Genomic DNA, 12317 nt, shown 5'->3' on the forward strand with positions numbered 1-12317 from the left:
CAGCGTGGAGCAGGGCCTCTGGCTGTCCGCTTGTACCCGCCGACGCACTCGCTACGGTCGTGGGCTTTCCCGGGGGATTCACATGCGCCTGTCGCAGTTGCTCTGCCGTGGGTTGTGGGGCTTCGCCTTGCTGTCCGTCCTTCGCGGGGGCACGGCCCTGGCGGCCGGGGAGACGCCCATCGTCGTCGGCACCCGCATCACGCTGACCTCCAAGGTGCTGGGGGAGGAGCGTCCGCTGATGATCCACCTCCCCGACGGCTACGACGCAGCGCCCACCGAGCGCTACCCGGTGCTCTACGTGCTGGACGCGGAGACGCACTTCGTCCACGTCGCCGGCATGGTGGAGTTCCTGGCCAGGACGCGGCACATCCCGGAGATGATCGTCGTCGGAGTCCCCAACACGACGGACCGCGAGCGCGACCTCACCCCGCCCTTCTCCAAGACGGAGCGCATCGACGACGGCCGGCTGCTCTCCGAGGTCGCGCCCACGGCGGGCCATGCGGACACCTTCCTGCGCTTCTTCATGGAGGAGCTCGCCCCGGCCGTGGAGGCGCGCTACCGCACGCAGCCCTACCGCATCCTGGTGGGCCACTCGTTCGGCGGCCTCTTCGCGATGCACGTCCTCACGCACAAGCCGGAGAGCTTCAACGCCTACGTGGCCCTCAGCCCCTCCGTGCACTGGAACTCCGCGGAGCTCGTGCGGACCGCGCCGGAAGCCCTCGCGCGCCTCGCCCCGCCGGGCCGCGCGCTGTACCTGGACGAGGACGCGGAGGAGGCCCCCAACGTCGCCCGCCTTCGCAAGCTCACCCAGGACCTGCGCAAGCGAAAGCCCGCGAACCTCACGTGGCGCTACGACGAACTGAGAGGCCAGGACGACCACGCGAGCCTTCCACACATCGGGACGTATGAAGGGCTGCGGTTCCTCTTCAACGGATGGAAGGTCCCCGAAGCGCTCCAGATGACCGGAGACCTGGCGCGACTGGAGGCTCACTACACAGGGCTGTCCAAGCGCGTGGGCTATCCGGTGGTCCCCCAGGAGCGACTGTTCAACGTGGTGGGCTATCGCCACCTGGATGCGAAGCGCCTTCCCCAGGCCATCGCCGCCTTCGAGCGGAACATCACCCTCCATCCCGACTCCAGCAACGCGCATGACAGCCTGGCGGATGCGCTGGAAGCGGCGGGACGCCTCCGGGAAGCCCTGACGCACCGGGAGCGCGCCGTCGCACTGGCTCGCGAGCATCAGGATCCGGACCTGCCGCACTACCAGAAGCACGCGGATGACCTCCGCGCCCGGCTCGCACCCTGAATCCTTCGGCCCCGGTCACGGGCAGAGAGCGAGAGCTGGCTTCCGGCTTGAACGCCGCATGCGGTCCACGCCCTGGCACGCGGCGCAGAAATAGAGCGTGCGCGCCGCCAGCGGCTGCCCCGTTACCTTCCCACCGCAGCGCGGGCACGGCAGGCCCGCGCGGCCGTACACGCAGAAGCGCTCCGCGCGCTTGCGCCCGGGGGATGGAAGCGGCGGCGCGCCGGGCGTGACGATGAGCCCGTCGCGCACGCCGTCCTGAAGCAGCGCCCGCATCGCGCTCCACAACCTGTCGAACGCGTCCCGCTCCAGCTCGCACGCGGGCAACAGCGGCGGCAGTCGCGCGACGAACAGCGCCTCCGCCCGCACGATGTTCCCCACGCCCGCGATGCGCCCCTGGTCCAGCAGCGCCTGCGCCAGCGGCATGCGTCCCCGCGTCAGCCGCGCATATGCCCGGTCCGGTGACGCATCCACGCGCAGCGGATCCTCCCCCAGCCTCGCGCGCAATGTGGCCTCCTCCTCCAGCGACAGCAGCTCGCACGCGGACGGGCCGGACAGGTGCAGCGTCGCCCCATCCGAGGCCAGCCTCAGCCGGCACGCGGGCGACGGCACCGGCGCGTCCTTCCGGAAGTGGCGGATGCGGCCGAAGAGCCCCAGGTGGATGTGCAGCCGCACGTCCCCTTCGAACGTGTGGAACAGGTGCTTGCCGTGCGCGTCCACGTTCAGCAGCGCCCGCCCGGACAACACGCGCGCCACCTCCGCCCGGCCCTGGGGCGAGTCGGCCGTGAAGCGCCGCCCCACCAGCCAGCGGCGGTGGACCCGGGCGACCCGGTGGATGCTGTGACCTTCAGGCATCCCCCTGGGTAATCCCCACCTTGCCTCGCCGCCGTGGCGCACCACGTCCTGCCCCCTGGCCGGCCGGACGTCCGCGACGTTTTCCCGCCAGCGGCATCCACGTCCGGACCCCGTCACGTTATCATGACGCAACGCCCCATGGACGATCCGAACGCCCGATTGGTTGCCACCCTGCTGGAGGCGCGTCAGCGCCACTGCTTCCCCCCGGACGTGCGCAAGGCGGCGCCGGAGTTCGTCGCGCAGGTGCTGGGGCTGCTCTTCCCGCACTTCGCGGAGCGGCTGGAGTGCAACGCCGCCGCCGTGCGCCGGGACGTCACCGCCGTGGAGGCGAGCCTCCAGCGCATCCAGTCGCTGCTCGCGCCGCACTACCCCGTCACGGACGCGGGCATGTCCTCGCGCTTCATGGCGAAGCTGCCGGACCTCTATGAATGGCTGCAGCAGGACGCGCGCGCCATCTTCGAGGCGGACCCCGCCGCGCGCAGCGTGGACGAGGTGGTGCTCACCTACCCGGGCTTCTACGCCATCGCCATCTTCCGCGTGGCGAACGCGCTGCACCGGCTGAACTTCCCCCTGCTGCCGCGCCTGCTCACCGAGTACGCCCACCAGCGCACCGGCGTGGACATCCACCCGGGCGCCACCATTGGCCGCAGGTTCGTCATCGACCACGGCACGGGCCTGGTCGTCGGCGAGACGACGGTGATTGGCGACAACGTGAAGCTCTACCAGGGCGTCACGCTGGGCGCGCTGATGGTGGAGAAGGCGCTGGCGGACAAGAAGCGCCACCCCACCATCGAGGACGACGTGGTGGTGTACGCGAACGCCACCATCCTCGGAGGCAACACGGTGGTGGGCCGGGGCAGCATCATCGCCGGCAACGCGTGGCTCACGCAGAGCGTGCCCGCCAAGTCCGTCGTCACCCGCCGCAGCGAGGTGCGCGCACGCCACGGCGAAGAGGGCCTGGACGTCCTCGACTACCAGATTTGAGTCTTCCCCACGCAGTGCCCGTTCCCCATCCACAGGAGACGCCATGAAGGTCGACAACATCCTGCAGACCATTGGCAACACGCCGCACGTGCGCATCAACCGGCTGTACCCGTCGCGCGTGACGGTGCACCTGAAGCTGGAGCGCGCCAACCCGGGCGGCAGCATCAAGGACCGCATCGGCCTGGCCATGATTGAAGACGCGGAGAAGAAGGGTCTCCTCAAGGAGGGCAGCGTCATCATCGAGCCGACCAGCGGCAACACCGGCATCGGCCTGGCCATGGTCGCCGCGGTGAAGGGCTACAAGCTCATCCTGGTGATGCCGGAGTCCATGAGCATCGAGCGCCGCCGCGTGCTCGCCGCCTACGGCGCCCAGTTCGACCTCACGGAGCGCGCCAAGGGCATGAAGGGCGCCATCGCCCGCGCCCAGGAGCTGGTCGCGCAGACGCCCAACGCGTGGATGCCGCAGCAGTTCGAGAACGAGTCCAACGTCGAGGTCCACAAGCGCACCACCGCGCAGGAGATCCTGAACGACTTCCCGGAGGGCCTGGACTACCTCATCACCGGCGTGGGCACCGGCGGCCACATCACCGCGTGCGGTGAGGTGCTGAAGGCGAAGTGGCCCAAGCTGAAGGTGCTCGCGGTGGAGCCGGCGAAGTCCCCCGTCATCAGCGGCGGCGCACCGGGCCCCCACCCCATCCAGGGCCTGGGCGCGGGCTTCATCCCGAAGAACCTGCACACGGCCATCCTCGACGGCACCATCCAGGTGGATGAGAAGGACGCCTACGAGTTCACCCGCCGCGCCGCGCGCGAGGAGGGCATCTTCGTGGGCGTGTCCTCCGGCGCCGCGCTGTCCGCGGTGAACCAGAAGCTGGCGGAGATGCCGGACGGCAGCCGCGTGCTCGCCTTCTGCTACGACACGGGCGAGCGCTACCTGTCCGTGGAGAACCTCTTCCCCGCTCAGTAGTCACGCCGCGCGCCACGGTCCGGGTGGAACGCCTCACCCGGGCCGGTACGCGCGTACCAGTTCCACCAGCCGGTCCATCTCCTCCTCCGTGTTGTAGAAGTGCGGCGACAGGCGGATGCGCCCGCGCCGGACGGAGTGGGACACCTTCTGCTCCCCCAGGTACGCGCTGAGCGCGCGGACGTTCGCGCCGGGCGGCAGGAAGGTGAGGATGCCCGCGCGGTCCTTCGGCTCCGGGCCCACGTCGCAGCCCAGCCCGCGCAGGCCCGCGTCCAGCCGGGCCAGCAGTTGGCCAATGCGCGCGCCAATGGCGTCCGTCCCCACCTCCAGCAGCAGCTCCAGCGCGGCGCCCAGCGCGTAGATGCCGGGGTACGCGGCGCTGCCCTCCTCGAACTTCGCCGCGTCCGGGCGCAGCTCGAAGTGCGAGCGGTTGAAGTTCCACGCGTCGGTGGTGCTGCGCCAGCCCACCAGCACGGGACGCACGCGCGGCAGCACGTCCTTCGCCACGTACATGAAGCCGATGCCGGAGATGCCCAGCATCCACTTGTGGCTGTCCGCGCTGAGGAAGTGCACGCGGCTCTTCTTCACGTCCACCGGGATGCAGCCCACGCTCTGGATGCCGTCCACGCACAACAGCACGCCCCGGCGCTCACACAGTTCACCCAGCGCGTCCAGGTCCGTGCGGTGGCCGGTGGCGAACTGCACCGACGACACCGCCACCAGCCGCGTGCGCGGGGTGAGCACGGACGCCACGGCCTCCGGCGTCACGCCCCCATCCGGCGTGGGGATCTCGCGGACCTCCACGCCCCGGCTCTTGAGGTGCAGCCACGGGTAGACGTTGGAGGGGTACTCGATGCCCGTGGCGACGGCGACCTCGTCCCCGGGTTGCCAGTCCAGCCCTTCCGCCACCAGCCCCAAACCGTGGCTGGTGTTGCGCACGAAGGCCACCTCTTCCGGAGTCGCGCCGATGATGCGCGCCGCGAGACTGCGCACCTTCTCGCAGTGGGCCTCCCAGCCTCGCTCATGGAGGACGCCGTGGTTCACCACGTCGTCCATCCAGGCCTTCACCGCGGCGGCGGCGCGCGTGCTGGTGGGCGCGACTCCCGCGTGGTTGAGGTAGAGCTGGTCCTTCAGGACGGGGAACTCGGCGCGGTAGGACTCGAACGGGGCACTCATGGCCAGCGAGTGTATCCACCCGACCGCGCTCCACGGCACGCGCCGGAAAGCCCCGGTCGACTACAGGACGACCAGCAGGCCCAGCGACGCCGTGGGGTACACCGTGCGCAGGCCCAGGTTGCTGGAGCCCACCCGCAGCTCCCGCACGTCCGTGAAGGTGAAGCCCGGGCCGGCCCGCGCGGACAGGCCCACGCGCCCGGAGCCCGGCCGCCACATCACGCCCAGCGCCGGCTCCAGGAAGGCCGTCGTCGTGTAGTCCTTGCGGTCCGGCATCGCCGCGCCTTCCGGACGCGCGACGAACTCCTCCAGGCCCACCGTCATCCCCACGAACGGGCGCACCGTGCCGTCCGCCAGGAAGGCCAGCGTGTAGCGGCTGTCCACGCCCACGCCGAAGTTGAGCTTCACGTCGTTGCCGCCCACGTTGGTGAAGCGCGCCTTCGCGCCCAGGGAGCGATTCCACCCGCCCGCGCGCCCCAGCAGACCGAACGCCAGACGCGAGTCCCGCGACGGCGCCACCTCCGCCCGGATGCCATACAGCGAGCCGTCCAGCGCCGGCGGCTGCAGCTCCAGGAGGAACGCCCCGCGCCGCTGCCCCTCCTGCCCCGTGGACGAGGACGTCATGTCCTGCGCCATCGCCGGCACCGACACCAACGCCGCACCCACCGCCGCCGCCTTCACCCACTGCATCGACCGCCTGGACTCGACTCGCATGGCCCGTCTCCTTCGGTTTAGCCGGACGACTAATTTAGTCACACGACTAACTAAGACCGCCGACGCGGGATGTCAAGGCAACGAGCGGTCGCTGCCCTTGCGGGGGTAGGAGGCAGTGCCCTATGGGTCTGGGATGCCTTCCCCCCGCCGTGGCAAGACGCCGCCTCCCCCCGCCGCACCGGAGCCTGACGCCCGGGCGCGCCTCATCGCCGCTGGCCAGCGCGTGCTGGGGGAACGGGGCTACGACGCCGCGACGGTGAAGGAGGTGGCGCGCGAGGCCGGGGTGAACCAGGGCCTGGTGCACTACTACTTCGGCAGCAAGGACGCGCTGCTCCTGGCCGTCACCCAGGAGGCGAGCCGGCAGTACCTGACGGAGCTGGAGCGGCTGCGCGCGCAGACGCCCGCGGAGGAGCTGGCGCAGACCGCGTTCACCTGGGGCGAGAAGCTGGCCACGGACGCGCCGGGCACGTGCCGGCTGCGCTACGAGCTGTTCGCGCTGGGCCTGCGCAACAAGGAGCTGACGCCCGCGGTCGCGCAGCTCTTGGGCCAGGGTGACGAGGAGATTGCCCGCACCGTGGCGCACGTGCGCACGGGCCATGACTCGACGCCTACCGCCGAGGACCTGCACTACGCGGTCATCATCAAGGCGTGCGTGGACGGGCTCGCGCTGCACCACCAGCTGGACAAGGGCTTCGACCCGCTGCCCGTGTACGCGCTCTTGCGGCGGATCATCCTGGCCAGCATCGAGCAGCCCGCGCCGCCCCGCTCCCCCGCTCGCAAGCCGAAGGCCCAGGGCCGGCGTGGCACGCGTTCGTCACGCACGCCGCGCAAGGCGCCAGGCCCGCGCCGCCGCTGAGCAGGCACACCGCCAGCACGCCAACACATATTCAACATTCAGTGGCCTCACCAACCCGGCGGGGCGCAGGATGTCTGGCATGGACTTCCAGCCTTCCTCCAGGACGACCGAATACCTGGAGCGCGTGAAGCGCTTCATGTCTGACCACATCGAGCCGGTGGAGGGCGACTACCTCCGGGCGCTGCACGCCATGGAGGCCGGGGGTGACTGGCGCCAGTGGAAGGTGCCGCCGGTGATGGTGGAGCTCAAGGCGCGCGCGAAGGCGGCAGGGCTGTGGAACCTCTTCCTCCCGGACGCGAAGCTGGGCGCGGGCCTGAGCACGCTGGAGTACGCGCCGCTCGCGGAAGCAATGGGCCGCAGCTTCATGGCGCCGGAGGTCTTCAACTGCAGCGCCCCGGACACCGGCAACATGGAGGTGCTCTGGCGCTACGGCTCTCCCGAGCAGCAGGAGCAGTGGCTGAAGCCGCTGCTCGCGGGCGACATCCGCTCGGTGTTCTGCATGACGGAGCCGGACGCCGCGTCGTCGGACGCCACCAACATGCAGGCCACCGCCGAAGTGGACGGCGACCACGTCGTCCTCAACGGCAAGAAGTGGTGGTCCAGCGGCCTGGGCCACCCCAACGCGAAGGTGGCCATCTTCATGGGCCGCACGTCGCAGGCGGGCGCGGACCGCCACCACCAGCACTCCATGGTCCTGGTGCCCCTGGACGCGCCGGGCGTCGAAATCATTCGCATGCTGCCCGTGTACGGCGACCATGACGCCCCGCACGGCCACGGCGAGGTGCACTTCAACAACGTGCGGCTGCCGGCATCCGCGCTCATCTCCGGGCCGGGCATGGGCTTTGAAATCGCGCAGGGCCGTCTGGGGCCGGGCCGCATCCACCACTGCATGCGCTGCATTGGCGCGGCGGAGCGGGCGCTGGAGCTGATGATCGACCGGGGCATGAACCGCACCGCGTTCGGCAAGCCGCTCATCAACCTGGGCGGCAACCGCGAGCGCGTGGCGGAGGCGCGCATCGCCATCGACCAGGCGCGCCTGCTCACGCTGTACGCGGCGTGGAAGCTGGATGACGTGGGCGCCATGGGCGCGATGACGGAGATTTCGGCCATCAAGGTCGTGGCGCCCAACGTGCTCCAGCAGGTGGTGGACGACGCCATCCAGGTGCACGGCGGCGCGGGGGTGTCTCGCGACACGCCGCTCGCGGGCTTCTTCGCCCAGGCGCGCAGCCTGCGCATCGCGGACGGCCCGGATGAGGTCCACAAGGGCGTCATCACCCGCATCGAGCTGGCGAAGCGCGGCTTCAGCAAGGGAGGTTGAACATGACGACCCCGGTCTCCATCCCGCTGGACGAGGGCAAGGCGGTGCGCTCCGGCGAGGCGCTGGACGTGCCCTCGGTGGACGCGTGGCTGAAGGCCCAGGTGCCCTCGCTCCAGGGCACGCCGGAGGTGACGCAGTACACGGGCGGCGCCTCCAACTGGACCTACCGGCTCAAGTACGACAACCGCGACCTCATCCTGCGCAGGCCGCCCTCGGGCACCAAGGCGAAGTCCGCGCACGACATGTCGCGCGAGTACACCGTGCAGCAGGCGCTCAAGCCCGTGTACCCGGTGGTGCCCACCATGGTGGGGCTGTGCCAGGACCCGGCCGTGCTGGGCGCGGAGTTCTACGTGATGGACCGCATCCCCGGTCTCATCCCGCGCAAGCACCTGCCGAAGGGGCTGGACCTGGACAAGGCGCGCACGCGCCAGCTGTGCCTCAACGTGGTGGATCAGCTCATCGCGCTGCACGGCGTGGACGCGCAGGCGGTGGGGCTCCAGTCGCTGGGCAAGGGGCCGGGCTATCCGCAGCGCCAGATTTCCGGCTGGTCCGACCGCTACGAGAAGGCGCGCACCTGGAACGTGCCCCGGATGAAGCGCACGCGCGAGTGGCTGGCCGCGCACGTGCCCCCGGACATCAAGACGTGCGTCATCCACAACGATTGGCGCTTCGACAACGTGGTGCTGAAGCCCGAGGACCCCACGCAGGTCATCGGGGTGCTGGACTGGGAGATGGCCACGCTGGGCGACCCGCTGATGGACCTGGGCAACACGCTGGCCTACTGGGTCCAGGCGGATGACGACGCCTTCCTGCGCATGACGCGGCGGCAGCCCACGGACCTGCCCGGCATGCTCACGCGCGAGGAGGTGGTGGCGTACTACCTGGAGCGCACCGGCCTGAAGCCCTCCAACTGGACCTTCTACGAGGTCTACGGCGTCTTCCGGCTCGCGGTCATCGCGCAGCAGATCTACTACCGCTACCACCACAAGCAGACGCGCAACCCGGCGTTCAAGAACTACTGGCTCATCGTCAACTACCTGGCCTACCGCTGCCAGCGGCTCATCAAGAAGGCGGGCGGCTGATGGGCGCGCTCTACCTCATCCGCCACGGGCAGGCGTCCTTCGGCGCGAAGGACTACGACAAGCTGTCGGACGTGGGCGTGGAGCAGGCGCGCGTGCTGGGCGCGGCGCTGCGCTCGCGGCTGCCCAGGGTGGACGCCGTGGTGACGGGCACGATGCTGCGCCACCGCGAGACGGCGGACGCGTGCCTCCAGGCGATGGGCCAGCAGGTGGAGCCCGTGCGCACGGCCGGGTTCAACGAGTTCGACCACGAAGAGGTCGTGCACCGGCACACGCCGCGCTACGCGGACTTCCACGTGCTGCGCGAGGAGCTGGCGCAGGCGAAGGACCCTCGCCGCGCGTACCAGGACCTCTTCACGCAGGCCGTGGGGCGCTGGGTCGCGGGCGGGCACGACAGCGAGTACCGGGAGCCCTGGAGCGCGTTCAAGGCGCGCTGCCTGGAGGCGCTGGCGGCGCTCATCGCGTCGCTGGGGCCCTCCAAGACGGCGCTGGTGTTCACTTCCGGCGGCCCCATCACGGCCATCAGCCAGGACCTGCTGGGCATCCCGGATGAGCACGCGTTCCGGACGAACTGGACGCTGGCGAACTGTGGACTCACGAAGGTCATCTACAGCGAGCGGGGCAGGTATCTGTCCACGCTCAATGAGCACGGACACTTCGAAGGCGAACACCGCGGGCTCATCACCTACCGCTGAGGTGGGGGGCTCGCGTAGCGTGGGCCCATGACGCGGTGCCTGCTCAACATCGACCTGGGGGAGCTGCCCGGGGAGGACGAACAGCTCTACGCGCTCGCGCACCTGGCGAACATCGCCTGCGGAGGCCACGCAGGGGATGAAGCGGCCATGCGGCGGGCGCTGGAGCTGTGCGAGCGCCACGGCACTTTGGCGGGCGCGCACCCGTCCTACGCGGACCGCGAGAACTTCGGGCGCAAGGCGCTGGACGTGGCGCCGGAGGTGCTGCGCGCGCAGGTGGCCGAGCAATGCGCGAAGCTGGCCGCTTTGGCCCGTGAGCGGGGTGTGCCGGTGCGGCACGCGAAGCCGCACGGGGCGCTGTACCACGCGGCGAACAAGTCCCCGGCGCTGGCGCGCGCGGTGGTGGACGGCGTGGTGGAGGCGCTGGGCACGGACGTCACCATCGTGGGGCCCGGCGCCGGCGCGTTGAGGGACGCGGCGCGGGCGGTGGGGCTCGGGTATGCGCGCGAGGGCTTCGCGGACCGGGGCACGCTGCCGGACGGTTCGTTGATTCCGCGCGGCCAGCCCGGCGCGGTGCTGACGGACGTGGGGCAGGCGCGGGACAACACGGTGCGGCTGGCCACGGGCGGCACGGTGGACACGCTCTGCGTGCACGGCGACACGCCGGGCGCGGTGTCGCTGGCGCGCGAGGTGCGCGCGATGCTGGACGCGCTGGAGCAGCCGCCGGAGCCGCTGGGAGACAGCGCGCTGCGGCTGGTGTTGCCGGAGTCGGTGGACCGGGGCCTGGCGCTCGACGCCCTGCACGCGCTGCCGGGCGTGCGGGACGCGACCATCACCGAAGCCCACGCCTGCGTGTACTTCGACCCGGCGGTCCCGCCCGAGTTCCCCGCGCTCGCGCTGACACGGCTGCGCGTCGCGCCCATCGCCCGGGTGGCTCATCCGCTCATCCGCATCCGCGTGCGCTACGACGGCGAGGATCTGCCGAAGGTGGCCGAGCACGCGGGCCTGTCCGTGGACGAAGTGGTGCGGCGACACACGGCCCGCGAGTACACGGTGCGCTGCGTGGGCTTCATGCCGGGCTTCGCGTACCTGGGAGACGTGGACCCGAGCATCGCGTGCCCCCGTCTGCCGGTGCCGCGCACGCGGGTGCCGGCGCTCTCGGTGGGCATCGCCGGGGAGCGCACGGGCGTGTATCCGTTCGCATCGCCGGGAGGCTGGAACCTCGTGGGCACCGCGCTGGACTTCACCGCGTTCGACCCGGCGCGAGGCGCGGTGATCCAATTGGGTGACCGCGTCCGCTTCGAGCAGGTGGAGGCATGAAGGCCGTCCGTTCGACGCGGCCCAAAACCTGTCCGACTGTCGGACAGGTTTCCGCTGCCCGGCCGGCAGGGGCGCCCAGGCGGACCGCGCGGGGTGAAGAGGCATGAGCGCCTGTATCGAAATCACCGGCCTGGGCGCGCCCGCCACCGTGCAGGACGGAGGACGCTCCGGGGTCATGCATCACGGCATCCCTCCCGGCGGCGCGTGGGTGCCGGAGCTGCTCATCGCGGCGAACCGCGCGGTGGGCAATGCGCCCGGGGCCGCGGCGCTGGAAGCCTTCGGCCGGCTGGAGCTGCGTGCCCGGGGCCGCGACGTACGCGTGTCCATGGATGGCGAAGCCCCCAGCCTCCTCGCGGACGGAGCCACGCTCACCGTGCCCGCGCCCACCCGGTACGCCGTGCGCTACGTGGCCGTGGATGGCGCGCTCGCCGTCCCTGAAGTCCTGGGGGGCCAGGGCACGCTCTGGGTGGCCCGCCTGGGCGGCTGGGAGGGCCGGCCCCTGCGCACCGGGGACACGCTCCCCCTGGGACCTCCCGGCACCGCCCCTTCCCCTGCCGACCTGTCACGTCTCACGGAGGCCCTGGACCCCGCCGCCCCGCTGCGCGTGCTGCTGGGCCCGGATGCGTCCCGCTTCAGCGACGCGGCCGTCGCGCTCCTCCTGGGCAGCACCTTCTCCGTGTCGCCCGCCAGCGACCGCGTGGGACAGCGGCTGGACGGGCCTCCCGTGCCCCATGGTGACGAGGGCGCGGGCACGTGCCGCCCCATGGTGCGCGGTGCCATCCAGGTCACCCTCTCCGGCACGCCCATCGTGATGGGCCCGGACCACCCCACCACCGGGGGCTACCCGCTCATCGCCGCGCTCATCCGCGCGGACTGGGGCCGCCTGGGCGCCCGCCGTCCGGGCATGCCGGTGCGCTTCCAGGCGGTGACCCTGGAGGTCGCCCGCGACGCCTGGAAGAACCACCCTTCCCGGCCCACCGGGGCAACTCCGGACCCCGCCTGACCGATACTGGGGGCATGACTCCTCCGAAGATCGGCCCGCGCCCCACGACGACCCCGCCC

At 71.2% G+C, this 12317-nt stretch carries 12 protein-coding genes; 9 read left to right on the forward strand and 3 right to left on the reverse strand.

Annotated elements, in window-relative coordinates:
* The first annotated feature begins 82 nt into the window (after positions 1-82).
* The gene (locus tag D7X96_RS27555) at positions 83-1306 is read left to right on the forward strand and encodes an alpha/beta hydrolase-fold protein (protein WP_121771116.1); all 1224 of its coding nucleotides are present in this window, start codon (positions 83-85) and stop codon (positions 1304-1306) included.
* A gap of 15 nt (positions 1307-1321) precedes the next feature.
* Here the strand turns inward: D7X96_RS27555 and D7X96_RS27560 are convergent, their stop codons facing one another.
* Positions 1322-2158: an Fpg/Nei family DNA glycosylase gene (locus D7X96_RS27560; RefSeq protein ID WP_120550307.1), complete on the reverse strand. Its 837-nt coding sequence runs from the start codon at positions 2156-2158 to the stop codon at positions 1322-1324.
* 138 nt (positions 2159-2296) lie between these two features.
* On the opposite strand from D7X96_RS27560, the gene epsC reads away from it, so the two are divergent.
* Together epsC and cysK are read left to right on the forward strand one after the other, a co-directional pair.
* Positions 2297-3142 (forward strand): serine O-acetyltransferase EpsC, encoded by an 846-nt coding sequence (gene epsC / locus D7X96_RS27565; protein ID WP_121771117.1) that lies wholly within the window; start codon positions 2297-2299, stop codon positions 3140-3142.
* Between the two features lie 43 nt (positions 3143-3185).
* Positions 3186-4106, forward strand: a complete 921-nt coding sequence (cysK, locus tag D7X96_RS27570) for a cysteine synthase A (RefSeq protein WP_120550305.1) — start codon at positions 3186-3188, stop codon at positions 4104-4106.
* A gap of 33 nt (positions 4107-4139) precedes the next feature.
* Here cysK and D7X96_RS27575 read toward each other — a convergent pair whose 3' ends face one another.
* The gene (locus tag D7X96_RS27575; RefSeq protein WP_121771118.1) at positions 4140-5279 is read right to left on the reverse strand and encodes an aminotransferase class V-fold PLP-dependent enzyme; all 1140 of its coding nucleotides are present in this window, start codon (positions 5277-5279) and stop codon (positions 4140-4142) included.
* 60 nt (positions 5280-5339) lie between these two features.
* The gene (locus D7X96_RS27580) at positions 5340-5990 is read right to left on the reverse strand and encodes a hypothetical protein (protein ID WP_120550303.1); all 651 of its coding nucleotides are present in this window, start codon (positions 5988-5990) and stop codon (positions 5340-5342) included.
* 133 nt (positions 5991-6123) lie between these two features.
* Between D7X96_RS27580 and D7X96_RS27585 the strand changes: the two genes are divergently transcribed.
* From D7X96_RS27585 to D7X96_RS27610, 6 genes are all read left to right on the forward strand, one after another.
* Positions 6124-6846: a TetR/AcrR family transcriptional regulator gene (locus D7X96_RS27585; RefSeq protein WP_121723023.1), complete on the forward strand. Its 723-nt coding sequence runs from the start codon at positions 6124-6126 to the stop codon at positions 6844-6846.
* A 79-nt stretch (positions 6847-6925) separates the two neighbouring features.
* A complete protein-coding gene (locus D7X96_RS27590; RefSeq protein WP_120550301.1) occupies positions 6926-8164 on the forward strand; it encodes an acyl-CoA dehydrogenase family protein in 1239 nt (412 codons plus the stop codon).
* A 2-nt stretch (positions 8165-8166) separates the two neighbouring features.
* Positions 8167-9246: a phosphotransferase family protein gene (locus tag D7X96_RS27595; protein WP_121723024.1), complete on the forward strand. Its 1080-nt coding sequence runs from the start codon at positions 8167-8169 to the stop codon at positions 9244-9246.
* Positions 9246-9938, forward strand: a complete 693-nt coding sequence (locus D7X96_RS27600; protein WP_121771119.1) for a histidine phosphatase family protein — start codon at positions 9246-9248, stop codon at positions 9936-9938. The genes D7X96_RS27595 and D7X96_RS27600 overlap by 1 nt, the downstream gene beginning before the upstream one ends.
* A gap of 27 nt (positions 9939-9965) precedes the next feature.
* Positions 9966-11255 (forward strand): LamB/YcsF family protein, encoded by a 1290-nt coding sequence (locus D7X96_RS27605; RefSeq protein WP_121771120.1) that lies wholly within the window; start codon positions 9966-9968, stop codon positions 11253-11255.
* 103 nt (positions 11256-11358) lie between these two features.
* Positions 11359-12258: a 5-oxoprolinase subunit C family protein gene (locus D7X96_RS27610; protein WP_121771121.1), complete on the forward strand. Its 900-nt coding sequence runs from the start codon at positions 11359-11361 to the stop codon at positions 12256-12258.
* The last annotated feature ends 59 nt before the right edge of the window (positions 12259-12317 follow it).

Source organism: Corallococcus interemptor, from assembly GCF_003668875.1.
GTDB lineage: Bacteria > Myxococcota > Myxococcia > Myxococcales > Myxococcaceae > Corallococcus > Corallococcus interemptor.

What these genes read in the sequence shown, in the direction of transcription:
- D7X96_RS27605 (WP_121771120.1), top strand. Translation starts at nt 9,966, where the DNA reads ATGACGCGGTGCCTGCTCAACATCGACCTGGGGGAGCTGCCCGGGGAG.
- cysK (WP_120550305.1), top strand. Translation starts at nt 3,186, where the DNA reads ATGAAGGTCGACAACATCCTGCAGACCATTGGCAACACGCCGCACGTG.
- D7X96_RS27600 (WP_121771119.1), top strand. Translation starts at nt 9,246, where the DNA reads ATGGGCGCGCTCTACCTCATCCGCCACGGGCAGGCGTCCTTCGGCGCG.
- D7X96_RS27555 (WP_121771116.1), top strand. Translation starts at nt 83, where the DNA reads ATGCGCCTGTCGCAGTTGCTCTGCCGTGGGTTGTGGGGCTTCGCCTTG.
- D7X96_RS27580 (WP_120550303.1), bottom strand. Translation starts at nt 5,990, where the DNA reads ATGCGAGTCGAGTCCAGGCGGTCGATGCAGTGGGTGAAGGCGGCGGCG.
- D7X96_RS27590 (WP_120550301.1), top strand. Translation starts at nt 6,926, where the DNA reads ATGGACTTCCAGCCTTCCTCCAGGACGACCGAATACCTGGAGCGCGTG.
- epsC (WP_121771117.1), top strand. Translation starts at nt 2,297, where the DNA reads ATGGACGATCCGAACGCCCGATTGGTTGCCACCCTGCTGGAGGCGCGT.
- D7X96_RS27585 (WP_121723023.1), top strand. Translation starts at nt 6,124, where the DNA reads ATGCCTTCCCCCCGCCGTGGCAAGACGCCGCCTCCCCCCGCCGCACCG.
- D7X96_RS27560 (WP_120550307.1), bottom strand. Translation starts at nt 2,158, where the DNA reads ATGCCTGAAGGTCACAGCATCCACCGGGTCGCCCGGGTCCACCGCCGC.
- D7X96_RS27610 (WP_121771121.1), top strand. Translation starts at nt 11,359, where the DNA reads ATGAGCGCCTGTATCGAAATCACCGGCCTGGGCGCGCCCGCCACCGTG.
- D7X96_RS27595 (WP_121723024.1), top strand. Translation starts at nt 8,167, where the DNA reads ATGACGACCCCGGTCTCCATCCCGCTGGACGAGGGCAAGGCGGTGCGC.
- D7X96_RS27575 (WP_121771118.1), bottom strand. Translation starts at nt 5,279, where the DNA reads ATGAGTGCCCCGTTCGAGTCCTACCGCGCCGAGTTCCCCGTCCTGAAG.